At 61.1% G+C, this 24,556-nt stretch carries 24 protein-coding genes; 12 read left to right on the plus strand and 12 right to left on the minus strand.

Annotated features, from left to right (window positions below; genetic code table 11):
* The first annotated feature begins 45 nt into the window (after positions 1 to 45).
* The 3 genes from ACWNZ1_RS21805 to ACWNZ1_RS21815 are packed head-to-tail and all read left to right on the plus strand — an operon-like array spanning position 46 to position 3,845.
* Positions 46 to 2,532, plus strand: coding sequence for a circularly permuted type 2 ATP-grasp protein (locus ACWNZ1_RS21805; RefSeq protein ID WP_135843436.1), 2,487 nt, complete (start codon positions 46 to 48; stop codon positions 2,530 to 2,532).
* Entirely contained in the window at positions 2,532 to 3,425 is an 894-nt protein-coding gene (locus ACWNZ1_RS21810; protein ID WP_256454156.1) for a transglutaminase family protein, read from the plus strand. Before ACWNZ1_RS21805 ends, ACWNZ1_RS21810 begins: the two co-directional genes overlap by 1 nt.
* A gap of 42 nt (positions 3,426 to 3,467) precedes the next feature.
* Positions 3,468 to 3,845, plus strand: coding sequence for an NUDIX hydrolase (locus tag ACWNZ1_RS21815; protein ID WP_256454157.1), 378 nt, complete (start codon positions 3,468 to 3,470; stop codon positions 3,843 to 3,845).
* Between the two features lie 72 nt (positions 3,846 to 3,917).
* Here ACWNZ1_RS21815 and ACWNZ1_RS21820 read toward each other — a convergent pair whose 3' ends face one another.
* Complete coding sequence (locus tag ACWNZ1_RS21820) at positions 3,918 to 4,109, minus strand: hypothetical protein (RefSeq protein WP_135843439.1); 192 nt, start codon at positions 4,107 to 4,109, stop codon at positions 3,918 to 3,920.
* A 68-nt stretch (positions 4,110 to 4,177) separates the two neighbouring features.
* The gene (locus ACWNZ1_RS21825) at positions 4,178 to 4,765 is read right to left on the minus strand and encodes an LOG family protein (protein WP_135843440.1); all 588 of its coding nucleotides are present in this window, start codon (positions 4,763 to 4,765) and stop codon (positions 4,178 to 4,180) included.
* A gap of 342 nt (positions 4,766 to 5,107) precedes the next feature.
* Between ACWNZ1_RS21825 and azu the strand changes: the two genes are divergently transcribed.
* A complete protein-coding gene (azu, locus tag ACWNZ1_RS21830; RefSeq protein WP_135843441.1) occupies positions 5,108 to 5,554 on the plus strand; it encodes an azurin in 447 nt (148 codons plus the stop codon).
* A gap of 110 nt (positions 5,555 to 5,664) precedes the next feature.
* On the opposite strand, the gene nadE is transcribed toward azu, so the two are convergent.
* The 3 genes from nadE to ACWNZ1_RS21845 all read right to left on the minus strand — a co-directional run bounded on the left by nadE (position 5,665) and on the right by ACWNZ1_RS21845 (position 8,777).
* Positions 5,665 to 6,492 (minus strand): ammonia-dependent NAD(+) synthetase, encoded by an 828-nt coding sequence (nadE, locus tag ACWNZ1_RS21835; protein WP_135843442.1) that lies wholly within the window; start codon positions 6,490 to 6,492, stop codon positions 5,665 to 5,667.
* A gap of 4 nt (positions 6,493 to 6,496) precedes the next feature.
* Positions 6,497 to 7,723, minus strand: a complete 1,227-nt coding sequence (gene pncB / locus ACWNZ1_RS21840; RefSeq protein ID WP_135843443.1) for a nicotinate phosphoribosyltransferase — start codon at positions 7,721 to 7,723, stop codon at positions 6,497 to 6,499.
* 148 nt (positions 7,724 to 7,871) lie between these two features.
* Positions 7,872 to 8,777, minus strand: coding sequence for a LysR family transcriptional regulator (locus ACWNZ1_RS21845; protein WP_135843444.1), 906 nt, complete (start codon positions 8,775 to 8,777; stop codon positions 7,872 to 7,874).
* 178 nt (positions 8,778 to 8,955) lie between these two features.
* Here ACWNZ1_RS21845 and amaB point away from each other — a divergent pair, with 178 nt between their 5' ends.
* From amaB to ACWNZ1_RS21885, 8 genes are all read left to right on the plus strand, one after another.
* Positions 8,956 to 10,446 carry an L-piperidine-6-carboxylate dehydrogenase gene (gene amaB / locus ACWNZ1_RS21850; protein ID WP_135843445.1) on the plus strand — a complete coding sequence of 497 codons (1,491 nt, stop codon included), beginning with the start codon at positions 8,956 to 8,958 and terminating at the stop codon, positions 10,444 to 10,446.
* Positions 10,447 to 10,603: 157 nt separating this feature from the next.
* Positions 10,604 to 11,887, plus strand: coding sequence for an L-pipecolate oxidase (amaA, locus tag ACWNZ1_RS21855; RefSeq protein WP_135843446.1), 1,284 nt, complete (start codon positions 10,604 to 10,606; stop codon positions 11,885 to 11,887).
* 370 nt (positions 11,888 to 12,257) lie between these two features.
* Complete coding sequence (locus ACWNZ1_RS21860) at positions 12,258 to 13,391, plus strand: ABC transporter substrate-binding protein (protein WP_135843447.1); 1,134 nt, start codon at positions 12,258 to 12,260, stop codon at positions 13,389 to 13,391.
* A gap of 223 nt (positions 13,392 to 13,614) precedes the next feature.
* Positions 13,615 to 14,529 carry an ABC transporter permease subunit gene (locus ACWNZ1_RS21865; RefSeq protein WP_135843448.1) on the plus strand — a complete coding sequence of 305 codons (915 nt, stop codon included), beginning with the start codon at positions 13,615 to 13,617 and terminating at the stop codon, positions 14,527 to 14,529.
* Positions 14,530 to 14,532: 3 nt separating this feature from the next.
* A complete protein-coding gene (gene livM, locus ACWNZ1_RS21870) occupies positions 14,533 to 15,816 on the plus strand; it encodes a high-affinity branched-chain amino acid ABC transporter permease LivM (protein ID WP_135843449.1) in 1,284 nt (427 codons plus the stop codon).
* A complete protein-coding gene (locus ACWNZ1_RS21875) occupies positions 15,813 to 16,685 on the plus strand; it encodes an ABC transporter ATP-binding protein (protein WP_135843450.1) in 873 nt (290 codons plus the stop codon). The genes livM and ACWNZ1_RS21875 overlap by 4 nt, the downstream gene beginning before the upstream one ends.
* Positions 16,682 to 17,398 carry an ABC transporter ATP-binding protein gene (locus ACWNZ1_RS21880; protein WP_135843451.1) on the plus strand — a complete coding sequence of 239 codons (717 nt, stop codon included), beginning with the start codon at positions 16,682 to 16,684 and terminating at the stop codon, positions 17,396 to 17,398. Before ACWNZ1_RS21875 ends, ACWNZ1_RS21880 begins: the two co-directional genes overlap by 4 nt.
* An 854-nt stretch (positions 17,399 to 18,252) precedes the next feature.
* Complete coding sequence (locus tag ACWNZ1_RS21885) at positions 18,253 to 19,017, plus strand: SDR family oxidoreductase (protein WP_135843453.1); 765 nt, start codon at positions 18,253 to 18,255, stop codon at positions 19,015 to 19,017.
* Between the two features lie 119 nt (positions 19,018 to 19,136).
* Here the strand turns inward: ACWNZ1_RS21885 and ACWNZ1_RS21890 are convergent, their stop codons facing one another.
* The 7 genes from ACWNZ1_RS21890 to ACWNZ1_RS21920 form a co-directional block, all read right to left on the minus strand.
* Positions 19,137 to 20,270, minus strand: a complete 1,134-nt coding sequence (locus ACWNZ1_RS21890) for an AGE family epimerase/isomerase (protein WP_256454160.1) — start codon at positions 20,268 to 20,270, stop codon at positions 19,137 to 19,139.
* 172 nt (positions 20,271 to 20,442) lie between these two features.
* Positions 20,443 to 21,015, minus strand: a complete 573-nt coding sequence (locus ACWNZ1_RS21895) for a HupE/UreJ family protein (RefSeq protein WP_135843455.1) — start codon at positions 21,013 to 21,015, stop codon at positions 20,443 to 20,445.
* Positions 21,016 to 21,046: 31 nt separating this feature from the next.
* Positions 21,047 to 21,661, minus strand: a complete 615-nt coding sequence (ureG, locus tag ACWNZ1_RS21900; protein WP_135843456.1) for an urease accessory protein UreG — start codon at positions 21,659 to 21,661, stop codon at positions 21,047 to 21,049.
* A gap of 9 nt (positions 21,662 to 21,670) precedes the next feature.
* Complete coding sequence (locus ACWNZ1_RS21905; RefSeq protein ID WP_135843457.1) at positions 21,671 to 22,345, minus strand: urease accessory protein UreF; 675 nt, start codon at positions 22,343 to 22,345, stop codon at positions 21,671 to 21,673.
* Complete coding sequence (gene ureE / locus ACWNZ1_RS21910; protein WP_256454161.1) at positions 22,342 to 22,842, minus strand: urease accessory protein UreE; 501 nt, start codon at positions 22,840 to 22,842, stop codon at positions 22,342 to 22,344. The genes ACWNZ1_RS21905 and ureE overlap by 4 nt, the downstream gene beginning before the upstream one ends.
* Positions 22,843 to 23,101: 259 nt before the next feature.
* On the minus strand, positions 23,102 to 23,734 hold the full coding sequence (locus ACWNZ1_RS21915) for a TetR family transcriptional regulator (protein ID WP_135843459.1): 633 nt from the start codon (positions 23,732 to 23,734) through the stop codon (positions 23,102 to 23,104).
* A gap of 155 nt (positions 23,735 to 23,889) precedes the next feature.
* Positions 23,890 to 24,441 carry a hypothetical protein gene (locus ACWNZ1_RS21920; RefSeq protein WP_280944646.1) on the minus strand — a complete coding sequence of 184 codons (552 nt, stop codon included), beginning with the start codon at positions 24,439 to 24,441 and terminating at the stop codon, positions 23,890 to 23,892.
* Positions 24,442 to 24,556 lie beyond the last annotated feature (115 nt).

Genomic DNA, 24,556 nt, shown 5'->3' on the forward strand with positions numbered 1-24,556 from the left:
TGCTTGCGCTAGTCTGACCGTTCATTGCTGTCTGCCGAGCTTTCCATGCCTGACCTGCTTGACCGTTACCCGCTGACGACGGGCACCTATCACGAACTACTGGACGACAACGGCGCCGTGCGTCCGCACTGGCGGCGCTTGTTCGACCAATTGCAGCGCAGTACGCCGGCCCAGCTGGTTCAGCGCCAGGCGCTGCTGGCCCGGCAGATCCAGGAAAACGGCGTTACTTATAACGTCTATGCGGACCCGAAAGGGGCGGATCGGCCATGGGAGCTGGACCTGCTGCCCCATGTGATCGATGCCCAGGAATGGAAGCATCTGTCGGCCGGGATCGCCCAGCGCGCACGCCTGCTCAATGCGGTGCTGGCCGACCTGTACGGGCCGCAGCGGCTGATCAGTGAAGGGCTGTTGCCGGCGGAGCTGGTATTCGGACACAACAATTTCCTCTGGCCCTGCCAAGGCATCGCCCCGCCGGACGGGAGCTTCCTGCATTTGTATGCCGTGGATCTGGCGCGCGCACCTGATGGGCGCTGGTGGGTCACGGCGGATCGGACCCAGGCGCCTTCCGGGGCGGGTTATGCGCTGGAAAACCGCATGATCGTCTCCCGCGCCTTCCCCGACCTGTATCGCGACCTGAGGGTGCGACACCTGTCCGGTTTCTTCCGCACCTTGCAGGAAACCCTTGCGCGGCAAGCCCCCAGCGATGGTGAGGCGCCGCTGGTGGTGCTGTTGACGCCAGGGCGGTTCAACGAAAGTTATTTCGAGCATCTTTACCTGGCGCGCCAGCTTGGTTATCCGCTGGTGGAAGGGGGCGACCTGACGGTTCGGGACGCTACGGTCTATCTCAAGACCCTCAGCGGGCTGCGCCGGGTCCACGCGATCATGCGCCGGCTCGACGATGATTTCTGCGACCCGCTGGAGCTGCGTACCGATTCGGCCCTGGGCGTGCCGGGGTTGCTGGAGGCCGTGCGCCAGGGCCGGGTGTTGGTGGCCAATGCCCTGGGCAGCGGCGTGCTGGAGTCACCAGGCCTCTTGGGATTCCTGCCGAAGATCAACCAGTTTCTGTTCGGTGAAGAGCTGATGCTGCCGTCCATTGCCACCTGGTGGTGCGGTGAGCCGCCGGTGTTGGCCCAGGCCTTGGAAAAGTTGCCCCAGCTGTTGATCAAGCCGGCGTTTCCCTCCCAAAGCTTCAGCCCGGTGTTCGGTCGCGACCTGAACGAAGCGCAGCGCGGCCAACTGGCGGCGCGTATGCAGGCAAGGCCCTACGCCTATGTCGCCCAGGAGTTGGCGCAACTGTCCCAGGCACCGGTCTGGCAGGCCGAAGACGGTCACATCCAGCCTCGGGCCATTGGCATGCGCGTGTATGCCGTGGCCGGGAAGGACGACTACCGGGTGCTGTCGGGTGGCTTGACCCGCGTGGCCGCCGAGGCTGACGCCGAAGTGGTGTCGATGCAACGCGGTGGCGCCAGCAAGGACACTTGGGTGCTGGGGGAGCAGGCGCCCGGCGGTGAACAATGGACGGCCCAGCGAACCGTAGGGGTCCACGATCTGGTTCGGCGCGATCCGTACCTGCCTTCGCGGGTGGTGGAAAACCTGTTCTGGTTCGGCCGTTACTGCGAGCGCTGCGACGACAGCGCGAGGTTGCTGCGGATCATGTTGGCGCGCTATGTCGATGGCGACGATCCGCTGGCCCTGCAATCGGCGGTGTCCCTGGGTGAAAGTTTGATGCTGCTGCCCGATGAGGGCGAATTGCCCGAGCGTCTGCTGGCGGCGTTGCTGGGGGACGACTGGTCGTTCAGCCTGCGCTCCAACCTGCAACGCTTGCAGTGGGCGGCCTCGCAGGTTCGCGGCAAGCTTTCCCGGGAAAACTGGCAGGCGCTGGTGGAGTTGCAGCGCGAAGCCATGGAGTTGGAAACCGAGGAACCGGATTTCGGCGAACTGCTGGATTTCCTCAACCGATTGGTGATGTCCCTGGCAGCGTTGTCCGGGTTCGCCCTGGACGACATGACCCGTGACGAGGGCTGGCGCTTCCTGATGATCGGCCGACGCCTGGAGCGCCTGCAGTTTCTCAGCAGCAGCTTGGCCGCGTTCCTTCGCGGTGAAGCGGTGTTCGACCAGGCCGGCCTGGAGTGGTTGCTGGAACTGGGCAACAGCAGCATCACCTACCGCTCGCGTTATCTGGCCGTCGCGCAATTGATCCCGGTGCTCGACCTGTTGCTGCTGGACGAGCAGAACCCCCACGCGGTGCTCTTCCAGTTGAAATTGGTGACCCGTACCCTCAAGCGCCTGAACGATGATTTTGGCGCGCCGCGGGAGACTGCTCTGCCTGAACTGGTGACGCGCCTGTCACGCTTTGATCTGCGCTGCCTGGAAAATCCACTGTTTGGCGAAGCCAGCCTGCGCGCAGCCCTCGACGGGCTGGCCGATCTGTTGCAGGAAGTGGCCGATGTCAGTGGCCAGGTTTCCGATCGCCTGGCCTTGCGTCATTTCGCTCACGTCGATGACGTCAGCCAACGCACGGTGTCCGTCTGATGAACGCTCGCTACCAGATTCTCCACGATACCCATTACCACTACGACAGCCCGGTGTCCCTGGCCCAGCAGCTTGCCCACCTGTGGCCGCGGCCCTGTGACTGGCAGCGTTGCACCGAGCAGCTGTTGCTGATCAGTCCGGAGCCGACGACCCGGCGCGATGAGCAGGATGTGTTCGGCAACCCGCTGACCCGCCTGGCCTTCGAGCGGCCCCATGACGAGTTGTTGGTCAATGCCCGCCTGAGCGTCGAAGTCCTGGCCCGTCCTGAACTGGATTTCACCCTGTCCCCCGCCTGGGAGTCGACCTGTAAAGCGTTGACCTACAGCAGCCGACCGCTCGCCGCGTCGTTGCTGGACGCTTGCCGCTACCGTTTCGAGTCGCCCTATGTGCACCTCAAGCGCAGCTTTGTCGAGTTTTCCGAAAGTTGCTTCCCGCCGGGGCGCCCGTTGATGCTTGGCGTCCGGGCGCTGATGGAAAAGATTTTCGAGGAGTTCACCTTCGACGCCGAAGCGACCCAGGTGGCGACGCCCCTGGTGGAAGTGCTGGAGCGGCGGCGGGGTGTGTGCCAGGACTTTGCCCATCTGATGCTGGCCTGCGTGCGTTCTCGCGGGCTGGCGGCGCGTTACGTCAGTGGCTATCTGCTGACCCAGCCACCGCCCGGCCAGCCCCGGCTGATTGGCGCCGATGCGTCCCACGCCTGGGTCTCGGTGTATTGCCCGGTGCTGGGGTGGGTGGACTTCGACCCGACCAACAACGTGCAACCGGCCCTGGAGCACATCACCCTGGCCTGGGGCCGGGATTTTTCCGATGTGTCGCCGCTGCGGGGGGTGATCCTGGGGGGCGGTAGTCATGATCCCGAGGTGCGGGTGACGGTGATGCCGCTTGAATCGTAAGCAGATCCCACAGGGTATGTATTGAATTGATGAGGAAGGTGCATGTGCCCGGTTTCCATCAAAGGCGTGCTGCAATCCCCCGAAGGTCTGGTCGTGCTGATGCTCAACGAACGGGATGAATGGGAGTTGCCCGGCGGGCGGATCGAGTTGGGTGAAACGGCGGCGCAATGCCTGGCACGGGAAATCGACGAGGAGCTGGCTGTTGCGGTGAGTGTGGGGGAACCGCTGGATTCGTACTTGTTCGAGGTCATTCCCGGCAAGCACGTCTTCATTTCCACTTACCGCTGCCAGTTGTTGGGCGGTTTTGTGCCGACGGTCAGTCATGAGCACAAGGAAATCGGGCTGTTCGAGCCGGGCCAGTTGCCGGTCAATCTGCCATGGGGTTATCGCGAGTCGATTATCAAAGCGCTGGGGTTGTGAGGGCCGGCAGCGAGGCTGCCGGCCCTGGACACAAACCGTGGGGCCGGATTACATCACCGGGCCCGGAGGGGCTCAGGCGTCGGGCGCCTGGTCTTTCGGTGCATCAACATCATCTTCTGCCGTCACTTCGCCTTCGGTATCCGGGGTCAGTGCTGCTGCTTCTTCTTCAGCTGTAGCTTTCTTGCGCTGAAGCTTTTCCTCTTTCTTCTGCTCCTTGGCCAAGTCTCTCTGACGTTTGGCGAAGGAATAATTGGGTTTAGCCATGGGCGATCCTCTGGGGTCGAAGGTGAGGTTGAGCGGCGCGTATTCTGCCCTGTATTGGGGCCAAGCCGTTAGCTGGGTTTTTGTTCGGCCCATTTTGGCTGCACCGACGGTTGCCACTCGTCCAGCGCATCGAGCAGGCTGTGGGGCGACTCGCTCACTTGCAGCATGTCACGATGCGGCGCGCGGACGAAGCCCTCGCCGACGATATGATCGAGAAAACCGGTGAGTTGGCTGTAGAACCCGTTCACTTCCAGCAGACCCAGCGGTTTACCGTGGTAACCGAGCTGGCCCCAGGTCCAGACTTCGAACAGCTCCTCCAGTGTGCCGAGGCCGCCGGGCAGGGCGATAAAGGCGTCGCTGAGTTCGGCCATGCGCGCCTTACGCGCATGCATGCCATCCACTACCTCCAGGCGGGTCAGGCCGCTGTGGCCGATTTCCTTGTCTTTGAGGCTTTGCGGGATGATGCCGATGACCTCGCCGCCGGCCGCCAGGGCCGCATCGGCGACGATGCCCATCAGGCCCACGGCGCCACCGCCGTAGACCAGGGTCAGCTTTCGTTCCGCCAACGCTCGTCCCAGGGCCTGTGCCGCTTCTCGATAGGCTGGATGGGTGCCGGTGCTGGCGCCGCAAAATACACAAACAGACGCTATGGACATGCTTTACTCCATGATCGGTAACCGATCCAGAGTAAAGCTTGGCCTTGGTTGCGCAAAGCGATTAAACCTCGCGTTGGGGTTTTTCGTAGGTGCCACTGGCGCCGCAGGCGTAGGCGGCGAGCAAGCTGCATAACAGGCTGTTGACGTTCATGAAGGGCGCTCCAGAGAGGTGATGGAGTCGATCATAGAGGGGTGTCATACGTCTGGCTGGTTGATTGTGTCCATCAGGCTGATAGCCTTAAGTTGTATACAATTTTTGATTCAGGTCATAGGAACTTGTCTCAAATTCAGGCAGTCTTCCCCTTTGACGGAATTTTGTTAACCATGCCTTGGAGATTCACGATGTTTGCCAAAATTGTTGCAGTATCCCTGTTGACGCTGGCCAGCAGCCAACTGATGGCAGCGGAGTGCAAGACCACCATCGACTCGACCGACCAGATGTCCTTTAACACCAAGGCCATCGAGATCGACAAGAGCTGCAAGACGTTCACCGTTGAGCTGACGCACTCGGGCAGCTTGCCGAAAAACGTCATGGGCCATAACTGGGTGCTGAGCAAAGAGGCGGACATGCAGCCGATCGCCACCGATGGCCTGGCCGCTGGTATCGACAAGAACTACCTCAAGGACGGTGACGCTCGCATCATCGCCCACACCAAACTCATTGGTGCCAAGGAAAGCGATTCGGTGACCTTCGACGTGTCGAAATTGGCTGCCGGTGAAAAATACGGTTTCTTCTGCTCGTTCCCGGGCCACATCTCGATGATGAAAGGCACTGTTACCCTGAAGTAATCCTACCAGGCACAAAAAAGCGCCCGTTTCAGGGCGCTTTTTTGTGCCTACAAACACCCCCTGTGGGAGCGAGCTTGCTCGCGATGGCGTCAGGCCAGGCACCTCAGAAGTCACGGCGCGTACGGCATCACTCGCTTGTGCTCGGTCTTGCGATAGGTTTCGCAAATGATCCTGAATGCCTCGTCCCGCACCGGCTCGCCGTGCAGGAACGCATCGATCTCGGCATAGGTCACGCCGTGGGACGCTTCATCCGGCTTGCCTGGCGACAGGTCTTCGAGATCGGCGGTGGGGATTTTTTCCACCAGCGATTCCGGCGCGCCAAAGTCACGGGCGATGGCTCGGACCTGGTTTTTCACCAGCCCGCTCAACGGCGCCAGGTCGCAGGCGCCGTCGCCGAACTTGGTGAAGAAGCCCATCACCGCTTCGGCCGCGTGGTCGGTGCCGATCACCAGGCCCTGCTCGGTACCCGCGATGGTGTATTGCGCCACCATGCGCATCCGCGCCTTGGTATTGCCCAGCACGAAATCCCGTGAGAGCGCTGCTTTGCCTTCAAACGCCGCAACTTGATCGGCCAAGGCCTTGACCGCCGGGCCGATGTTGACGGTATGGCGTTCGTCGGGGTCGATGAAGTCCACACAGGCTTGCGCTTCATGCTCGTCGAACTGTGTTTCGTACGGCAGGCGCACGGCGATGAACTTGTAGGCCGCGTTGCCGGTTTCCTCCCGCAATTGGCGCATGGCACGCTGGGCCAGCAGGCCGGCGGTCAATGAATCGACCCCGCCGCTGATGCCCAATACGAGGGTCTTGAGTCCGGAGTTGACCAGGCAATCCTGGATAAAGCTCACCCGGCGAGCGATTTCGGCCTTCAGAGCGGCGTCATCGACGAACGGTGGCTGGACCTTGAGCTGTTCAGCAATCTCACGCTGTACGGCTTGCATGAATTCACTCCTTGCTTGATGTGTCAGAAAGGGCGGCAGGTACTTGGAAAACATGTCGCATGTAGGCGACGAAATTCGGGTCTTTGCAATGGGTCTTGCCGGGCTCGTCTGAAATCTTGGCCACGGGTTGCCCGTCACAACTGATCATTTTAAGCACGATGCTCATCGGCTCCACACCCGGAATATCACAGGTCAGGTTGGTGCCAATACCGAAGCTCACATTAATGCGACCGCGCAAGGCCCGAAATATTTCCAGGCATTTGGGCAATGTCAGGCTATCGGAGAACACCAGGGTCTTGCTCATCGGGTCGATGCCGAGCTTGTGGTAGTGGGCAATGGCTTTTTCGGCCCAGATCACTGGGTCGCCGGAGTCATGGCGCAAACCGTCGAACAGCTTGGCGAAGAACAGATCGAAGTCCTTCAGGAACGCGTCCATGGTGATGCAATCGGTCAACGCGATCCCCAGCAGGCCGCGGTACTCACGCACCCAGCAATCAAGGGCGGCGATCTGGCTGTCGATCAGCCGCGGGCCCAGTTGCTGGTGAGCCATGATCCATTCATGGGCCATGGTGCCCAGGGGCTTCATGGCCAGCTCTCGGGACAGGTGCACATTGCTCGTGCCGACGAAGCGCCCGGGGAAGTCGTGCTTGAGTACGCTCACGACTTCTTCCTGGACGCGGTAAGAAAACCGACGACGGGTGCCGAAGTCGGCGACTTGCAATTCGGACAATTCGTCGGTGCTGGCGTTGGCGGTCAGCCAGTCGAACTTGCGATACAACTGCTCCCGCGCCTGTTCCAGGACAATTTCACGGTAGCGATAGCGATTGCGCACCTCGCTGACAATCGCCAGCAACGGCACTTCGAACAGAATCACATGCAACCACGGCCCGCGCAGGCGGATAAACAGCTCGCCGTTGTCGATGCCGGTGTGGACGTAGCGCAGGTTGAAGCGAAACAGTCCGAGGAAGCGCAGGAAGTCCGGCTTGAGGAAGCTGATGCGCTCCAGGAAGCTCAACTGGTCGGCGCTCAGGTTCAGCTCGGCGAGGCGTTCGATCTGGAAGCGGATTTCCGCCAGATACGGGCGCAGGTCTTCACTGTTGCGGCAGCGAAATTCCCATTCGACTTCGACGTTGGGGTAGTTGTGCAGCACCGCCTGCATCATCGTCAACTTGTAGAAGTCGGTGTCGAGCAGGTTCTGCACGATGCGATCGGCAAACACACTCTCGCTCATAACGGGAATCTCCAGACAGGCCGCTGCGCTGGGCAGCGGGGTGCAGCGGTTTGTGGTGAAGGGGCTAGTGGCGCATAACCTTGGTGGGTATTGCCAGCGATTTTTCGTCACTCTTCTTCTGTGAGGGTGGTTTTACCTTCGGCAGCTCCTACGGCGTGTCAGAGCTATCGATCTGTTCCAGCATCCACTCCACAAAAAGTCGTACCTTGGGCACCTCTGCCGAATGTTCCGGGTAGGCCAGGTAATAAGCATTGGTGCTGGGCATCGCGTGTTGCCAGGGGATGATCAGTTTGCCGTCGGCCAGTTCTTCTTCCACCAGGAACTTCGGCAGCAGGGCGACACCGCAGCCGACCTGGGCGGCACGGATGCACATGTAGAAGGTCTCGAAGCGCGGCCCGTGGTAGCTGTGTTCGGTGTGGTAGCCCTGGCTGTCGAACCAGTCGTGCCAGGCCTGGGGGCGCGAGGCGTTTTGCAGCAGTACCAGGTCGGCCAGTTGGGTCGGGTCGGTGAAGGGCTGGTCCGGCAGGCTGCCCGGCGCGCAGACCGGCACCAGTTCTTCGCCGAACAGCTTCAGTGATTCGGTGCCGGCCCGCGAGCCTTGACCGAAGTAGAACGCCAAGTCGCTGCGCCCTTGCAGCAAGTCATCGGCCTCCTGCTCGCTGCACAGATCCAGATGAATCGTCGGATGCCGCAGGCGCCAGCCCTTCAGGCGTGGGACCAGCCAGCGGGCGCCGAAGGTCGGTGGCGTAGACACTCGCAGGACTTCGGTATCGCCGCCGTAGGAGCGCAGGTAGTGGGTGGACATTTCCACCTGCGTAAGGATCTTTCGCACCTCCCCCAAGTACAAATCCCCGGCCGGTGTCAGTTGCAAGCGTCGGCGCACGCGCCGGAACAACAGGTGCTGCAGCAATTCCTCCAGCTGCGCGACCTGTTTGCTGACGGCACTCTGGGTCAGGTTCAGCTCTTCGGCGGCGCGGGTGAAGCTCAGGTGACGGGTCACCGCTTCGAAGCACTGCAACGCCGTGATCGACGGCAAATAGCGTTTATTGAGCATGATGAGGCCTTATTTCTTGTCGCTCTGCTTATCTAGAGGGAGGCAGCATGAATAAACGGAATGATATCTCGCTTAAAGGTCGTTTGTTGGCAAGACTCAGGCCAGCTACAACTACAGGTCTGATCAGCCGTGATCGTCCGGCTGCCCATTCTTTGTCTTTCGTTTGAGGAAACTCCCCATGGTTGCTGCATTGCTTGATCGTCTCGGCGTCAGCCCGGCCCTTTACCAGAACGGCACACAAGCGGTGCATTCACCCATCGATGGCAGCCGCATTGGCGCCGTGAACTGGGAAGGTGCCGCTGAGGTCGAGCAACAAGTCAGCCGCGCCGAACATGCTTTCGATCTGTGGCGCCAGGTGCCGGCCCCGCGTCGTGGCGAGCTGGTGCGTCAGTTCGGCGACCTGCTGCGCGAGTACAAGGCCGATCTCGGCGAATTGGTGTCGTGGGAAGCCGGCAAGATCACCCAGGAAGGCCTGGGTGAAGTGCAGGAGATGATCGACATCTGCGATTTCGCCGTCGGCCTGTCCCGCCAGCTGTACGGCCTGACCATTGCCTCCGAGCGCCCAGGCCACCACATGCGTGAATCCTGGCATCCCCTGGGCGTGGTCGGGGTGATCAGCGCCTTCAACTTCCCCGTCGCGGTCTGGGCCTGGAACACCACACTGGCCCTGGTCTGCGGCAATTCGGTGATCTGGAAACCGTCGGAAAAGACCCCGCTCACCGCCCTGGCGTGCCAGGCGCTGTTCGAGCGTGTGCTGAAAAACTTCAGCGATGCGCCGCCGTACCTGAGCCAAGTGATCATCGGCGGCCGTGATGCCGGTGAAGCACTGGTGGACGATCCGCGCGTGGCGTTGATCAGCGCCACTGGCAGCACCCGCATGGGCCGTGAAGTGGCGCCGAAAGTCGCCGCGCGTTTCGCCCGCAGCATCCTCGAGCTGGGCGGCAACAACGCCATGATCCTGGCCCCGAGCGCCGACCTGGACATGGCCGTGCGCGCCATCCTGTTCAGTGCCGTCGGCACCGCCGGCCAACGTTGCACCACCCTGCGCCGGCTGATCGCCCATGAATCGGTGAAGGAAGAAATCGTCACCCGCCTCAAGGCCGCCTATTCGAAAGTGCGCATCGGCCATCCGTTGGAGGGCAACCTGGTCGGGCCACTGATCGACAAGCACAGCTTCGACAACATGCAGGACGCGCTGGAGCAGGCCTTGAGCGAAGGCGGGCGGGTGTTTGGTGGCAAGCGCCAGCTCGAAGACCAGTTCCCGAATGCTTACTACGTGTCCCCGGCCATCGTCGAGATGCCGGAGCAGAGCGACGTCGTGCGCAGCGAAACCTTCGCGCCGATCTTGTACGTGGTCGGCTACAAAACCTTCGCCGAGGCCCTGCAACTGAACAATTCTGTGCCCCAGGGCTTGTCGTCGTGCATCTTCACCACCGACGTGCGTGAGGCCGAGCAGTTCATGTCGGCGGTGGGCAGCGACTGCGGCATCGCCAACGTCAACATCGGCCCGAGCGGCGCGGAAATCGGCGGCGCATTCGGCGGCGAGAAAGAAACTGGCGGCGGTCGCGAATCCGGCTCCGACGCCTGGCGTGGCTACATGCGCCGCCAGACCAACACCGTGAACTACTCGCTGGAGCTGCCGTTGGCGCAGGGGATTACCTTTGATTAAGGCTTGAGCCAAGCGGTGACCCCATGTGGGGGCGGGCTTGCTCGCGAAGGCGGACGGTCATTCAACATTAATGTCGACTGGTCCACCGCCTTCGTGAGCAAGCCCGCTCCCACAAAGGGAATGTGTAGTGGTTGGGTTTCATTTCCGGAGTCTGGCAATGCCGTTACGCGAAGAGTGTCTGTGGGAAAAGCTGACGCCGCAAAGGCCTGAAAATACCGCGCTGACGGGTGAAATCACCGTTGACGTCTGTGTGATCGGTGCCGGTTTCACCGGGCTGTCGGCGGCGGTGCACTTGCTGGAACAAGGCAAGCGCGTGGCAGTGTTGGAGGCTCATCGGGCCGGGCACGGTGGGTCGGGACGTAACGTCGGCCTGGTCAACGCCGGTATGTGGATCCCGCCGGACGACATCGAGGCTGGATTCGGCGAAGCGGTGGGCAGCCAGCTCAACCGCATGCTGGGCGCCGCGCCGGCCTTGGTGTTCAGCCTCGTCGACAAATACAACATCGATTGCCAACTTCGCCGCGAAGGCACCTTGCACATGGCCCATAACGCCCGGGGCGAGGCGGACCTGCGCAGTCGCGAAGAGCAATGGAAACGCCGTGGCGCTCCGGTGGAGTTGCTCACCGGAGCGGCCTGCGCCGAGGCTACTGGCACGTCGAAAATCGCTGCTGCGTTGCTGGATCGGCGCGCCGGTACGCTCAACCCGATGGCCTACACCAGCGGATTGGCCAAGGCTGCGAAGGATCTGGGTGGCCAGCTGTTCGACCATTCAGGCGTGACACGCCTGGAGCGCCAGGGCCAACGCTGGTCAGTGCAGACTGCCCAGGGTTCGGTACTGGCCGAGCAGGTGGTGATCGCCTCCAACGCTTACACCGAGGGCGATTGGACTGAGCTGCGGCGCAATTTCTTCCCCGGTTATTACTACCAGGTCGCCTCCGCTCCACTGACCGACGAGGCGGCCCGACGCATTCTGCCGGGTGGGCAAGGTTCGTGGGACACCCGCCAGGTGCTGAGCAGCATCCGCCGGGACAAGGACGGCCGCCTATTGCTGGGTAGCCTGGGCAATGGCAACCGCAAGCCGACCTGGTTCCTCAAGGCCTGGGCCGACCGGGTGCAACAGCACTATTTCCCCTACCTCAAGCCGGTGGAGTGGGAGTGCACCTGGACTGGTTGCATTGCCTTCACTCCCGATCACTTGATGCGCCTGTTCGAACCTGCCCCGGGCCTGGTGGCGGTGACGGGCTATAACGGCCGGGGTGTGACCACCGGTACGGTGGTGGGCAAGGCTTTCGCCGATTACCTGTGTCACGGTGACGCCAAGGCGTTGCCGATCCCCTTCGCGCCCATGCAGCCACTGGCCGGGGTAGGGTTGCGCAGTTGCTTGTATGAGGCGGGCTTTTCGCTGTATCACGCGGGCCAGTGCCTGCGGATCGTTATTTGAGTGTTGAAAAATGTTGCCGGAACCGACGTTTTCCGGCGCAGCGTCTAGCCTGTTATGGTGCGGGTTGTAGCAGTCACGCACCGACAGTGTGCAGTTCGGTGACGCAGGTTGTTACACAGCGGTTGCACGTCGATTCGTACGATGGTTGCAATGATGGCTCATGGAGGGTTTCACCTATTTAAATAAAAGGTTGCACCTCGTGCGGTTTAGACGGTTGCACGCCCTGTGAAAAAGGGTCAGAAACAGTCGAAATAACAATAAAGCAGCGACTTTTTTCAGAATAAAAAACCGATGGCACGGCCCTTGCTCTTAGCTTCTCAGTGAAATGAAGTCGCAGTGCCAACTAAAAAAAACCTTGGAGCACCACCTCATGTCCCAGACGTTTTACAAGAAAGGCTTTCTGGCCCTCGCAGTGGCAACTGCGCTGGGTGTTTCTGCGTTTGCCCAGGCCGACATCAAGATCGGCGTAGCGGGTCCCATGACAGGCGCCAACGCGGCATTTGGCGAGCAGTACATGAAGGGTGCACAGGCCGCGGCAGACGAGATCAATGGCAAGGGCGGCGTGAACGGCGAGAAGATCGTACTGGTCAAGGGCGATGACGCTTGCGAACCGAAGCAGGCTGTTACGGTAGCCAAGGACCTGACCAACCAGAAAGTGGCGGGCGTGGTCGGTCACTTCTGCTCCTCCTCCACCATCCCGGCCTCCGAGATCTACGACGAAGCAGGCATCATCGCCATCACCCCGGGTTCTACCAACCCGGCTGTTACCGAGCGCGGCCTGAGCGCCATGTTCCGTATGTGCGGGCGTGACGACCAGCAAGGCATCGTCGCCGGCGACTACATTGTCGACGTGCTCAAGGGCAAGAAAGTCGTCGTGCTGCACGACAAGGACACCTACGGCCAGGGCCTGGCGGATGCGACCAAAGCTCAACTGGCCAAGCGCGGCGTTACGCCAGTGCTGTACGAAGGCCTGACCCGTGGTGAAAAAGACTTCAGCACCATTGTCACCAAGATCCGTGGCGCCGGTGCCGATGTTGTGTACTTCGGTGGCTTGCACCCGGAAGCCGGTCCCCTGGTTCGTCAACTGCGTGAGCAAGGCCTCAAGGACGTCAAGTTCATGTCCGACGACGGTATCGTGACTGACGAACTGGTCACTACCGCTGGCGGCCCGCAATTTGTCGACGGCGTGCTGATGACCTTCGGTGCCGACCCGCGCCTGCTGCCAGACAGCAAGGCTGTAGTGGACGCATTCCGTGCCCAGGGCACTGAGCCGGAAGGCTACACCTTGTATGCCTACGCTTCGGTCCAGACCCTGGCAGCGGCCTTCAATGGCGCCAAGTCCAACAAGGGCGAAGCTGCGGCTGAGTGGCTGAAGAAAAACCCGGTTAAAACCGTGATGGGCGAGAAGACCTGGGACGCCAAGGGCGACCTGAAAGTCTCCGACTACGTGGTTTACCAGTGGGACAAGGACGGCAAATACCACCAGTTGGAAAAACAGAAGTAAACGCGATCGGCTAGATCCCCGATTCCGTGTGGGAGCGAGCTTGCTCGCGATGGCGGACTGACAGGCGACATCTTTGTTGAATGTCCGTCCGCTCTCGCTGGCAGGCCAGCCTCCACAAGGGATGTAGTGTTCTGACTGACATTGCTCCGACGTAAATCTGTATTTTCCTTAGAAGAACCGCACACTCAAGGGTGTGCAGGTTCTCACTGCGTGAGATTGCGTTATGGATGGTATTTTCCTGCAGCAACTGGTCAACGGCCTGACCCTCGGGTCGGTCTATGGCCTGATCGCCATCGGCTACACAATGGTCTATGGCATCATCGGCATGATCAACTTCGCCCATGGCGAGGTTTACATGATCTCTGCGTACCTCGCGGCGATCAGTCTGGCTCTGCTGGCATACTTCGGTATTGAATCCTTCCCTCTACTGATGCTTGGCACACTGATCTTCACCATCGTCGTCACGGCGGTGTATGGCTGGGTCATCGAGCGTGTCGCCTACAAACCCCTGCGTAACTCCACCCGACTGGCACCGCTGATCAGCGCCATCGGTATTTCGCTGATCCTGCAAAACTATGCACAGATCGCCCAGGGCGCGAAGCAGCAAGGCGTTCCAACCTTGCTGACGGGTGCCTGGCGCGTCGAAGTCGGCACAGGCTTCGTGCAACTGACATACACCAAGGTTTTCATTCTGGTAGCAGCGTTTGCCGGGATGGCCCTGCTGACCTACGTCATCAAGTACACCAAGCTCGGCCGCATGTGCCGCGCGACCCAGCAAGACCGCAAGATGGCCTCGATCCTGGGGATCAACACCGACCGAGTGATTTCCTACGTCTTCATCATCGGGGCCGCGATGGCCGCACTGGCCGGCGTGCTGATTACCATGAACTACGGCACGTTCGACTTCTATGCCGGCTTCATCATCGGGATCAAGGCATTTACCGCAGCGGTACTCGGCGGCATCGGCTCACTGCCTGGTGCGATGCTCGGCGGGATCATTCTTGGGATCTCCGAGTCGCTGTTCTCCGGCCTGGTCAATTCGGACTACAAAGACGTCTTCAGCTTCTCGCTGCTCGTTCTCGTTCTGGTCTTTCGGCCCCAAGGCCTGCTCGGCCGTCCTCTTGTGTCGAAGGTGTAAGCGATGTCATCAACCACTAAAAAAACCATTGATATCAAAAGAAGCCTGGTTGACGCGATTCTTGCCGGCCTTGTCGCCCTGATTGTGTTCGGCCCGATTGTCGGCGTGGTCCTGGACGGCTACGGCTTCAACCTGCAACCGACCCGTGTGGCGTGGATTGTCGCCATCGTCATGGCGGGCCGTTTTGCCCTGAGCCTGTTCCTGCAAAGCCCCAAGGGCCTGAAGATTCTTGACGGCTTCGAAAGCACGGGCTCCGGGGTTCATGTACTGCCGCCCGATTACAAAACCCGGTTGCGCTGGATCATCCCGCTGGTGATCGTCATTGCCGTGGTGTTTCCGTTTTTCTCCAACTCGTATCTGCTGGGCGTGGTCATCCTTGGGCTGATCTACGTGCTGTTGGGCCTGGGCTTGAACATCGTGGTCGGCCTGGCTGGCCTGCTTGACCTCGGTTATGTGGCGTTCTATGCCATCGGCGCCTATGGGCTGGCACTGGGGTATCAATACCTGGGGCTGGGCTTCTGGACGGTGCTGCCCCTGGCGGCGATCACGGCGGGCCTGGCCGGTTGCATCCTTGGTTTCCCGGTGCTGCGCCTGCACGGAGACTACCTGGCGATCGTGACCCTGGGCTTCGGTGAAATCATTCGGCTGGTGCTCAATAACTGGTTGTCCCTGACTGGCGGCCCGAACGGCATGCCGGCGCCGTTGCCAACCTTTTTCGGTCTCGAATTCGGCAAAAGGGCGAAGGACGGTGGCGTACCTTTCCATGAGTTTTTCGGCATCGCCTACAACCCGGACGTGAAGTACTACTTCATCTACGCGGTGTTGTTCCTCGTCGTGCTGGCTGTGCTGTACATCAAGCATCGCCTGACCCGCATGCCGGTCGGTCGCGCCTGGGAAGCCTTGCGCGAAGATGAGATCGCCTGCCGCTCAATGGGCCTGAACCACGTCCTGGTCAAACTCTCGGCGTTCACCATCGGCGCCTCGACGGCTGGCCTGGCCGGGGTTTTCTTCGCCACCTACCAAGGCTTCGTCAACCCGACATCGTTCACCTTCTTCGAGTCGGCCCTGATTCTCGCCATCGTAGTGCTGGGTGGTATGGGCTCGACCATCGGCGTGGTGATTGCGGCGTTTGTGCTGACCGTGGCCCCGGAACTGCTGCGCGGCTTCGCGGAATATCGGGTGCTGCTGTTTGGCATACTGATGGTGTTGATGATGATCTGGCGGCCTCGCGGCCTGATCCGCATCAGCCGCACGGGTGTGACGCCGCGTAAAGGAGTAGCGCCATGAGCGAAGTCGTACTCAGCGTTGAAAACCTGATGATGCAATTCGGTGGGATCAAGGCCCTCAACGACGTCAGCCTGCAAGTCAAACGTAACTCGATCTTCGCCCTGATCGGCCCCAACGGCGCGGGCAAGACCACGGTGTTCAACTGCCTGACCGGGTTCTACAAGGCCACGGGCGGCAAGATCGAACTCAACGTGCGTGGTGAGCAGACCGATGTCATCAAGTTGTTGGGCGAGGCGTTTCGCCCAACCGACTTCGTGTCGCCGAAATCCTTCGCCAGCCGGATGTACTACAAGATGTTCGGCGGCACCCATCTGGTGAACCGCGCCGGCCTGGCGCGCACTTTCCAGAACATTCGCCTGTTCAAGGAAATGTCGGTGTTGGAAAACCTGCTGGTGGCCCAGCACATGTGGGTCAACCGCAGCCTGGTGGCGGGCATTCTTAACACCAAGGGCTACCGCCAGGCCGAAAGCGATGCCCTGGACCACGCCTTCTACTGGTTGGAAGTGGTGGACCTGGTGGATTGTGCCAACCGCCTCGCCGGGGAGCTTTCCTACGGCCAGCAGCGGCGCCTGGAGATTGCCCGGGCCATGTGCACCCGTCCGCAAATCATTTGCCTCGACGAACCGGCCGCCGGCCTCAACCCTCAGGAAACCGAAGCGCTGAGCGCGATGATCCGGCTGCTGCGCGACGAGCACGATCTGACCGTGGTGCTGATCGAACACGACATGGGCATGGTAATGAGCATTTCCGACCACATCGTGGTGCTGGACCACGGCACCGTGATTGCCGAGGGCGGTCCCGAGGCGATTCGCAACGATCCGAAAGTGATCGCGGCCTACCTGGGTGCCGACGAAGAGGAGCTGGTATGAGTGGACCTATCCTCGAACTCAAGGAATTGGACGTGTTCTACGGGCCGATCCAGGCCTTGAAAAAAGTCTCGCTGCACATTGGCGAAGGCGAGACCGTTAGCCTGATCGGCTCCAACGGTGCCGGCAAGTCCACGCTGCTGATGTCGATTTTCGGCCAACCGCGAGCGGCGGGCGGGCAGATCATTTACCAGGGCGTGGACATCACCCACAAATCGTCCCATTACATCGCGTCCCACGGCATCGCGCAGTCACCGGAAGGGCGGCGGGTATTCCCCGACATGACCGTCGAGGAAAACCTGCTGATGGGCACCATCCCCATCGGTGACAAGTACGCCAGCGAAGACATGCAGCGCATGTTCGAGCTGTTCCCACGGCTCAAGGAACGCCGCAACCAGCGGGCCATGACCATGTCCGGCGGCGAGCAGCAAATGCTCGCCATCGCCCGGGCATTGATGAGCCGGCCGAAGTTGTTGCTGCTCGATGAGCCGAGCCTGGGTCTGGCGCCGATCGTGGTGAAACAGATCTTCGCCACCCTGCGTGAACTGGCGGCCACCGGGATGACCATTTTCCTGGTGGAACAGAATGCCAACCACGCCCTCAAGCTGTCGGACCGAGCCTATGTGATGGTTAACGGTGAAATCCGCCTGACCGGCACCGGCAAGGAACTGCTCGCCAACGAAGAGGTGCGCAACGCGTATCTGGGCGGGCATTGAGGCGGGGGCAGCAATGACAAACCGGCGAGTGATCGCCGGTTTTTTTACCTCTCGAATCCACCAAAAATCTCCTGTGGGAGCGAGCTTGCTCGCGATAGCGGAACGTCAGTCACTTGATGGGGCACTGACCCACCGCCTTCGCGAGCGAGCTCGCTCCCACAGGGATTTTTTTTGTAGTGAAGAATTGTGGACAACAATCCTGACCCCTTGCGAAACCGCGACATAAAGTCACCGCAAATAGTTGTTTTGTCACAGTTTTGACTTGTCCCCGTTTGCTGTGGAACCGACTGTGGGTAACGTGGGAGTAGCTGGCTGTAAGCCTTTAAAACCGTGGCTTTCAGGCATGTGATCGTTTTTTGATCAGGCGTTTTTGAGTGGGCTGGAGTGAGGCTTGTCAACACATTTATGCACACAGCAAAGGGCTCGAAAACCGGTGTGCGAGCCTGTGGATAAGTCTGTGACTAAACTCTGGAAAGACCGCGCTGAGGGCCGTCGTTACTGGCTTGGAGCCATCCCTCCCAGGGCGCCGACTTATAGCAGATAACCTGAACTGCACAACCTGTGTTGCACGGTCAAGCGAAAAAATTTTCCAAACACCCCGCAAAGCCTTATGCACAGCGGCTTTCAGAGTTTGCACTTGCCCCCGATTACTGTGGACGTGCCTGTGGATAAGGTGCGGGCAATTGGCTGCGAGCCTTGTTTGATAAGGCTTGGCGGCAGTTGGTTGTTTTATGAGCAGTCGCTTTGCAAAAAGTGCGTTTCCACAAGCCTTGCCCGTAGCCTGTCAGGCCGGGCATGCTGTTGGCCGATTTCCATTCAAATGGCTGCCTTAAGCCCGAAGCAAGGAGAACACGATGTCCAACACCCTGTTTATCACCGGTGCGACCTCCGGTTTTGGTGAAGCCTGTGCCCGTCGGTTTGCCGAGGCAGGCTGGAAGTTGGTGCTGACCGGTCGTCGTGAAGAGCGCCTTAGTGCCCTGTGTGCCGAGTTGTCGAAGCAGACCGAAGTCCATGGCCTGGTGTTGGATGTGCGTGATCGCAAGGCCATGGAAGAAGCCATTGCCAACCTGCCTCCGTCCTTCGCCAAGTTGCGCGGGCTGATCAATAACGCCGGCCTGGCCCTGGGCGTTGACCCGGCGCCCAAGTGCGACCTTGATGATTGGGACACGATGGTCGACACCAACGTCAAAGGCCTGATCTACAGCACTCGCCTGTTGCTACCGCGGCTGATTGCCCATGGTCGTGGCGCCGGGATCATTAACCTGGGTTCCATCGCTGGCAACTATCCGTACCCCGGCAGCCATGTGTATGGCGCGAGCAAGGCGTTCGTCAAACAGTTCTCCCTGAACCTGCGTTGCGACCTGCAGGGCACGGGCGTGCGAGTGAGCAATATTGAGCCGGGCCTGTGCGAAAGCGAGTTTTCCCTGGTGCGCTTCGGTGGTGACCAGGAGCGCTACAACGCCACTTATGCGGGGGCCGAGCCGATCCAGCCGCAGGACATCGCCGATACGATTTTCTGGGTACTCAACGCCCCGGCGCACATCAACATCAACAGACTGGAGCTGATGCCGGTGAGCCAGACTTGGGGTGGGTTTGCGATCGAGCGCAATAAGGGATAAGACCGCGTTATCGTTCATCGCGGGCAAGCCTTGCCCCCACAGGCCAGATTCATCTCTGGGGAGCCGGGCTGTCCGAATCCCTGTGGGAGCAAGGCTTGCCCGCGATAGCGATTTACCGATCAGCCTAGATATTCGGCCAACCCGCGATAGCAGGTCAGCAGGTGATACGGCGTGGTGGACGGCATGTCCCGACGGCTGACGATGCCGTCGGTGTCTAGGCATTCATTCCAGCCCTTGGCATGCAGGAACTGTTGTTGCAGCGCCTGCAATTGACGCAGCAACGCTGACTGGCTGCCCGGGCGCAATGTGAGCGCGCGCAGGTACTCGGCCTGGGCCCAGATGCGCTGGCTGGCGTCGCGTGGCGTGCCTTGCGATTCCAGGCCCAGCATGGCGCACACTGCGCCCGACTGCGGGTTTACACCTTGTTGCTCGGTATAGCTGAAGCTGCGTTCCAGGGCGGTGTGCAGCTTACCGTTGCGCAATAGGGGCGATGAGGCGAGCAGGTAATACCACTCGAACTGGTGTCCCGGCTCGAACCAGTTATCCACAGCCTTGAGCGGCTTTTCCATCATGACGCGCTGCTGCGGGTCGATGAAGCGCTTGAACATTCCGTCGCACAGGCTCAGCAACGCTTGGCGGACATGGGTGTCTTCGCGAACCGAGAGGGTGGCGAGGAAGGCTTCGGCCAGGTGCATCAACGGGTTTTGCAACGGGCCGGATCCGAGCGTTGACCAATCGCGTTTGAGGCTGGCTTCGTAGAGGCCGTCGCCGGTGGCAAAGCGTCGGGCGATGACTTCCAGAGCGGCGTTGAGCACCGATTCCACCAGCGGCTCGCGGACTTTGCCCCAGTAATGGGCGCAGGCGAACAGGATGAAGGCGTGGGTGTAGAGGTCTTTGCCGGTGTCCAGCGGCGCGCCTTGCGGGTCGATGCTGTAGAACCAGCCGCCGTGCTCGGCATCGTGGAAATGCCGTTGCAGCGAGCGGAACAGGGCGCCAGCTCGTTCCTCGGCCTGGGGTACTTCGCCGATCAGGCTGGCGAACACATACAACTGCCGCGCACACGCCATGGCGCGGTAGCGCTGGGGGGGCAGCGGCGTGTGTTCGGCGTCCAGGGATTCATAGGGCAATGCCAATTCGGCATTCCAGCCCGGGCCTTGCCACATTGGCACGATCACGTCGTGAAAATGCTGACGCACCGTTGTGAACAGGGCGGTCAATTCAGGCTGGGGAGCGGGGCGGGAAGCATCAGGCATTGGCGGACGTCGTCACGGCAGGGGGCGATTGCGCGACATGGTAGCAGAGTGACCGACTCCAGAGAGGTGGTGCCTGTAAGTCCGTCATCGCGAGCAAGCTCGCTCCCACAGGGATCGACCAAACTGTGGGAGTGAGCTTGCTCGCGATAGCGGCCGGGCAGGCGCTAAAGAATCAGCCCGCCAACAACCAAACCCCAGTCGCCGCCGAAGCCGCCCCGGCCAGCCGCACCAGAGGTGCAGCCGCTCGCGGTAACACGCGAACCAGGGCGAAACCAGCGCCATGCAGCGCCGCCGTGGCTGCGACGAAGCCCGCGGCATAGGCCCACGGGCTCGACATGGCTGGCAGCTCCAAACCGTGGGCCACGCCATGGAACAGCGCAAACATAGCCGTTGCAGCAACCGCCAGGCTCAACGGCGGACGCACCGCCAATGCCACCGCCAGGCCGAGGGCCAGTACCGAAGCGGCAATCCCACTTTCCAGCGCTGGCAGGTTCAGGCCCTCAAAGCCCAGCAAACCGCCGATCAGCATGGCGCCAACGAAGGTGCACGGCAGTGCCCAGCGCGCCGCGCCTTGTTGTTGCGCGGCCCACAAGCCAACCGCCAGCATCGCCAGCAAATGATCGAGCCCGCCGACCGGGTGGCCGAGGCCGGCGATCAGGCCATTGTCGCCGTGGCCAGGGTGGGCGAAGGCCAGGGCTGGAGTCAGGAGCAGGGCGAGGGCGCCGAGGATGCGTTTGAATGTCATGGATGAGCTTCCTTGTTGTCAGTGGAAAAAATCAGGCAGCGGTCAGCAGGCCTTGGCGCTCGATGAACGCAATGATGGCGTCCAGGCCCTGGCCGGTCTTCTGATTGCTGAACACGAACGGCTTGCCGTTGCGCATCCGTTTGGTGTCGCTGTCCATCATTTCCAGGGACGCGCCCACCAGCGGCGCCAGGTCGATCTTGTTGATCACCAGCAGGTCGGATTTACAGATGCCCGGCCCGCCCTTGCGTGGCAGCTTGTCGCCGGCCGAGACGTCGATCACGTAGATGGTCAGGTCCGACAGCTCGGGGCTGAAGGTCGCCGAAAGGTTGTCGCCACCGGACTCCACCAGGATCAGGTCCAGGCCCGGGAAGCGCCGGTTCAACTGATCCACCGCTTCGAGATTGATCGACGCGTCTTCGCGAATCGCCGTGTGCGGGCAACCGCCGGTCTCCACGCCGATGATCCGCTCCGGCGCCAGGGCCTCGTTGCGCACCAGGAAGTCGGCGTCTTCGCGGGTGTAGATGTCGTTGGTGACGACCGCCAGGTTGTAGCGTTCACGTAGAGCCAGGCACAGGGCCAGCGTCAGGGCGGTTTTGCCGGAACCCACCGGGCCGCCGATACCGACGCGCAGAGGTTGTGTATTCATGGGTCTCTCCTAGGAACGGAACAAGCGGCTGTACTGGCGCTCATGGGCCATGCACGCCAGGGACAGGCCAAACGCGGCGCTGCCATATTGATCGGGGTCGATGTTCGAGGCGTTGTGCTGGGCCTGTTGCAGCAGTGGCAGCAATTCACTGGTCAGGCGCTGGGCGGCTTGCTGGCCCAGGGGCAGGGTTTTCATCAGCACCGCCAGTTGGTTTTCCAGCCAGCTCCATAACCAGGCGGCGAGGGCGTCCTGGGGGCTGATATGCCAGGCGCGGGCAGCCAGGGCCCAGCCCAGGGCCAGGTGCGGTTCGCTGCGTTGTTCGAGGAAGCCCCGGGCGGCGGCGTCCAGTTCCGGCAGGCCGCCAAGCAACTGCTGCAACGAGTAGCCCATCTGCCGGCTTTCCTGATACAGCTCGCGGGTTTCCCGGCTGGCGCGGTGTTCTTCACAGTGTTGCAGCAGGGTGTCCCAGTCGTCGGCGGCGGCTGCGCTGCAGTGCGCCAACAGCAAGGGCGCTTCGAAGCGCGCCAGGTTCAGCAACAGTTGATCGCTGATCCAGCGGCGTGCGTCGTCGGGGTTTTTGACCTGGCCGTTATCCACCGCCATTTCCAGCCCTTGGGAATAGCTGTAGCCGCCAATAGGCAGTTGCGGGCTGGCCAGGCGCAGCAGCGCCCAGGCCGGGTTCATGTGCGCACGCCGAATTGATGCAGGCGTGGCGCGTAGTTGAAGTCTTCGTCGCCGTGCCGCGAATGATGATGGCCGCCACCATAGGCGCCATGTTCCGGCTGGAACGGTGCTTCGATGGGTTCGGCGACGGCGCCCAGTTGTTCGAGCATCGCCTTGAGCACGTAATCGTCCAGCAGGCGCAACCAGCCATCGCCCACTTGCAGGGCGACGTGGCGATTGCCCAGGTGATAGGCGGCGCGGGTCAGTTCGAACGCGCTGGTGCAGGTAACATGCAGTAATTGTTCGGGGCGGGCACAGACACGCACGATGCGACCGTCTTCGGCTTGCAGGCATTCACCATCGTGCAGCGGCGGCTGGCCTCGCTCCAGAAACAACCCAACGTCCTCCCCCTCGGCACTGAAACAGCGCAGGCGGCTTTTGCTGCGGGCGTCGAAGGCCAGGTGCAGCTCGGCGTCCCAGCGGGGTTGAGTGTCGATTCTGCGGTGAATCACCAACATCGGAAGGCTTCCAGCAATGAACGGTGCTGTGTTTAGAGCAAGGGGCTTGCCAATCGAAGGGGGTGTAGGAAATAGCGCTAGGAAGGCCGGAGAAGGTGCTTTTTGGTGCGCTTTTTTGGTGCTTGGCCTAGTGGTGGTGCGCCATTTTGTGGCTTGCAGGTAACGGGTAGGAGCGGGCTTGCTCGCGAAGGCGGTGTCCCATGCCACATCAATGTTGCCTGACTCACCGTCTTCGCGAGCAAGCCCGCTCCCACAGGGGTTACTCGGTGCTGCCCAACCCTTGCCAATGCTTGAGCCCAATAAAGATAAACCGCAGTTGCTGGGTGATTTTCACCTGCGGGGTGAGGTGCTCGGGCAAGGCTTCGGCAGGCGGGTCGATGATGTCCGGCAGGGTGGCGAACACACTCTTGACGATGAGGTCGGCCATCACGCTTAACCCGGCCAGATCCAGATGCTGCAGTTTTGGCATGAGTGCCAGGTCGGCGGCCAGGTCCGAGCTGATGCCTTCGCGCAGCCGGCCGATGGCTTGGCGTACCGGCAGGGAGCCGCCGTATTGTTCACGGGCCAGGAACAGGAACTGCGAGCGGTTGGCTTGCACCACGTCGAGAAAGATCCGCACCGACGCATCGATAATGCCGCCCATGACGAATTCGTTGTGGCGCACCAGGCGGATGGTTTCGCGGAAGGTCTGCCCGACCTCGCTGACCAATGCCAGGCCCAGTTGATCCATGTCGTCGAAGTGCCGGTAGAATCCGGTGGGCACGATGCCCGCCGTCCTGGCGACTTCCCGCAGGCTCAGGCTGCCGAACCCCCGGCCGCACTCCATCAAATGACGGGCTGCATCCATCAGGGCAATTCGGGTCTGTTGTTTCTGTTCGGCACGGGGCAGCATTGCGGGCTGACTTCTGGTTTACGGGAGCGATGCACTCTAGCAAATCGGCTTTGCCGGCGTCGAACGGTAGAAGGGGGTCAAGCGGGGAAGACCAAGCTTTTAAAAGTCAAAAGCCCGATTGGAGGAATCGGGCTTTTTTCAGGACCACCATGGGCTCAGCTCACTGCACTGTTGCGTTCGATCACACGGTCACCACCGTCAGCTGCCAGGGTTTCGCCCAGTGGGGTGCGGTCGGAACCGTCGGCTGCCAGGGTCTGGCCTTGTGGCGTGCGGTCGGAACCGTCAGCTGCCAAGGTCTGGCCTTGTGGGGTGCGGTCGGAACCGTCGGCTGCCAAGGTCTGGCCTTGTGGAGTGCGGTCGGAACCGTCGGCTGCCAAGGTCTGGCCTTGTGGGGTGCGGTCGGAACCGTCAGCTGCCAAGGTCTGGCCTTGTGGGGTGCGGTCGGAACCGTCAGCTGCCAAGGTCTGGCCCAGTGGGGTGCGGTCGGAACCATCAGCGGCCACGGTTTGGCCTTGTGGGGTACGGTCAGAACCATCTTCAACCAAGCCGTTTTGTTCCAGGCGATCACGACCGCCTTCGGCAACGGTCTGGCTGTAGACAGAATGGCTGTCCTTGACCTGTGGCGTGGCTTGTTCGGAGGCTGGCAGTGCAAAAGCAGTCGAGGCCAGCAGTGAAAGGGAAAGGCTCATCAGTAATTGGCGTTTCATGATCGTTGCTCCTTGGGGGGGCGATAAAGTGGGTACGAGGGCAATGCTACTCTCGATAAGTCGATATAAAAGTTCATAAACGCAATGGTAATAATCAACGGAATTGATTGTTCTG

The organism is Pseudomonas sp. CFBP 5748 (genome assembly GCF_053850495.1).

Coding starts and splice junctions, on each gene's coding strand:
- ACWNZ1_RS21865 (WP_135843448.1), top strand. CDS start 13,615: ATGGATGGTATTTTCCTGCAGCAACTGGTCAACGGCCTGACCCTCGGG.
- ACWNZ1_RS21895 (WP_135843455.1), bottom strand. CDS start 21,015: ATGACATTCAAACGCATCCTCGGCGCCCTCGCCCTGCTCCTGACTCCA.
- amaA (WP_135843446.1), top strand. CDS start 10,604: ATGCCGTTACGCGAAGAGTGTCTGTGGGAAAAGCTGACGCCGCAAAGG.
- ureG (WP_135843456.1), bottom strand. CDS start 21,661: ATGAATACACAACCTCTGCGCGTCGGTATCGGCGGCCCGGTGGGTTCC.
- ACWNZ1_RS21920 (WP_280944646.1), bottom strand. CDS start 24,441: ATGAAACGCCAATTACTGATGAGCCTTTCCCTTTCACTGCTGGCCTCG.
- ACWNZ1_RS21820 (WP_135843439.1), bottom strand. CDS start 4,109: ATGGCTAAACCCAATTATTCCTTCGCCAAACGTCAGAGAGACTTGGCC.
- amaB (WP_135843445.1), top strand. CDS start 8,956: ATGGTTGCTGCATTGCTTGATCGTCTCGGCGTCAGCCCGGCCCTTTAC.
- ACWNZ1_RS21815 (WP_256454157.1), top strand. CDS start 3,468: ATGTGCCCGGTTTCCATCAAAGGCGTGCTGCAATCCCCCGAAGGTCTG.
- livM (WP_135843449.1), top strand. CDS start 14,533: ATGTCATCAACCACTAAAAAAACCATTGATATCAAAAGAAGCCTGGTT.
- ACWNZ1_RS21845 (WP_135843444.1), bottom strand. CDS start 8,777: ATGCTCAATAAACGCTATTTGCCGTCGATCACGGCGTTGCAGTGCTTC.
- azu (WP_135843441.1), top strand. CDS start 5,108: ATGTTTGCCAAAATTGTTGCAGTATCCCTGTTGACGCTGGCCAGCAGC.
- ACWNZ1_RS21810 (WP_256454156.1), top strand. CDS start 2,532: ATGAACGCTCGCTACCAGATTCTCCACGATACCCATTACCACTACGAC.
- ACWNZ1_RS21805 (WP_135843436.1), top strand. CDS start 46: ATGCCTGACCTGCTTGACCGTTACCCGCTGACGACGGGCACCTATCAC.
- nadE (WP_135843442.1), bottom strand. CDS start 6,492: ATGCAAGCCGTACAGCGTGAGATTGCTGAACAGCTCAAGGTCCAGCCA.
- ACWNZ1_RS21825 (WP_135843440.1), bottom strand. CDS start 4,765: ATGTCCATAGCGTCTGTTTGTGTATTTTGCGGCGCCAGCACCGGCACC.
- ACWNZ1_RS21885 (WP_135843453.1), top strand. CDS start 18,253: ATGTCCAACACCCTGTTTATCACCGGTGCGACCTCCGGTTTTGGTGAA.
- ACWNZ1_RS21860 (WP_135843447.1), top strand. CDS start 12,258: ATGTCCCAGACGTTTTACAAGAAAGGCTTTCTGGCCCTCGCAGTGGCA.
- ACWNZ1_RS21915 (WP_135843459.1), bottom strand. CDS start 23,734: ATGCTGCCCCGTGCCGAACAGAAACAACAGACCCGAATTGCCCTGATG.
- ureE (WP_256454161.1), bottom strand. CDS start 22,842: ATGTTGGTGATTCACCGCAGAATCGACACTCAACCCCGCTGGGACGCC.
- ACWNZ1_RS21890 (WP_256454160.1), bottom strand. CDS start 20,270: ATGCCTGATGCTTCCCGCCCCGCTCCCCAGCCTGAATTGACCGCCCTG.
- ACWNZ1_RS21875 (WP_135843450.1), top strand. CDS start 15,813: ATGAGCGAAGTCGTACTCAGCGTTGAAAACCTGATGATGCAATTCGGT.
- pncB (WP_135843443.1), bottom strand. CDS start 7,723: ATGAGCGAGAGTGTGTTTGCCGATCGCATCGTGCAGAACCTGCTCGAC.
- ACWNZ1_RS21905 (WP_135843457.1), bottom strand. CDS start 22,345: ATGAACCCGGCCTGGGCGCTGCTGCGCCTGGCCAGCCCGCAACTGCCT.
- ACWNZ1_RS21880 (WP_135843451.1), top strand. CDS start 16,682: ATGAGTGGACCTATCCTCGAACTCAAGGAATTGGACGTGTTCTACGGG.